The organism is Neolewinella aurantiaca (assembly GCF_008014675.1).
Classification (GTDB): domain Bacteria; phylum Bacteroidota; class Bacteroidia; order Chitinophagales; family Saprospiraceae; genus Neolewinella; species Neolewinella aurantiaca.
Genome location: NZ_VOXD01000102.1, coordinates 1 through 1,171 on the forward strand (window position 1 = coordinate 1; position 1,171 = coordinate 1,171).

General features: G+C 48.1%; 1 protein-coding gene. It reads left to right on the top strand.

Annotated elements, in window-relative coordinates; all coding sequences use genetic code 11:
• A partial coding sequence (locus FUA23_RS22195) for an IS256 family transposase (RefSeq protein ID WP_147932964.1) occupies nucleotides 1-1,171 on the top strand: 1,171 nt, incomplete at both ends.

The window sequence follows — 1,171 nt, forward strand, 5'->3', positions numbered from 1 at the left end:
CACCTCTACTCCGGCAAACCGATTTTAGAGCGTGGCGGTGGATTCGCTGAGATGCTCCAGGCGATGGTTAATGCTACTCTTCAAGGCGAAGCTGCTGCGCATATCGCAGAGGACCGCTTGGAGGGTATATCGAATAAGCTCAATGGCTACACCGACAAAACCGTAGTTTCTGATGCAGGCCAACTATCGATTCGCACGCCACGAGATCGTAATGGCGATTTTGAACCGGAGTTGATACCTAAGCGCCAACGAGAGTTATCGAGTGGTCTTGACAAGCAGATATTGGCCTTGTATGCTCAGGGGAACTCTATTGAAGACGTTCGTCGCTTACTCGCACAGATGTTCAGCGTAGATATTTCTGCGGGCAAAATTTCGACGATCACCGATCAGATTTTACCCGTACTTCAAGAGTGGCGCACCCGTCGGCTACAGGCTTTTTACAGCATTATTTACATGGACGCGATTCACTTCAAAGTCAGGCATGAAGGCAAGTACTCCGTGCGAGCCTTTTATACTGTTTATTCTATTGATGTTGATGGCAAGCGAGACTTATTGGGTATGTATGTTGCTGAAAGTGAAGGAGCTAACCGCTGGGGGATGGTCCTGCAAGACCTTCGTCGCCGAGGTGTAGAAGATGTTCTTGTCTTCTGTACGGACAACCTTGCTGGCTTTAGCGAGGCTATGGCCGACGTTTACCCAGCTACGATTATTCAGAAATGTATCGTTCATAAAGTGCGTAACAGCACTCGATTTGTCAACGACAGCGATTTGAAAAAGGTTAATGCTGACTTGAGGTCTGTATATACTTCGGAGAACCTGTCTGCTGCCTTAACAGCCTTTGCTGCATTCAAGGTCACTTGGGGCAATAAGTACCCTTTACTCATCGAGAGTTGGGAACGGGACTGGGATGAACTGATGGCTTTTCTGGACTTCCCGCCGGGAATGCGCAAAATGATTTACACGACTAATCCCGTAGAGGCTTTGCACCGCATTGTGCGAAAGTTGATAAAGGGGAAAGCGGCCTGGGTATCTGATACGGCGCTGATGAAGCAGGTATACCTCAGCCTGATGCACAACGAGAAATCATGGAAGAAGAATGCTTATGGATGGAAAACCATTATGCGTGATCTGATCAAGACTTACGGCGATCGCATTACTAAGCACCTAGATG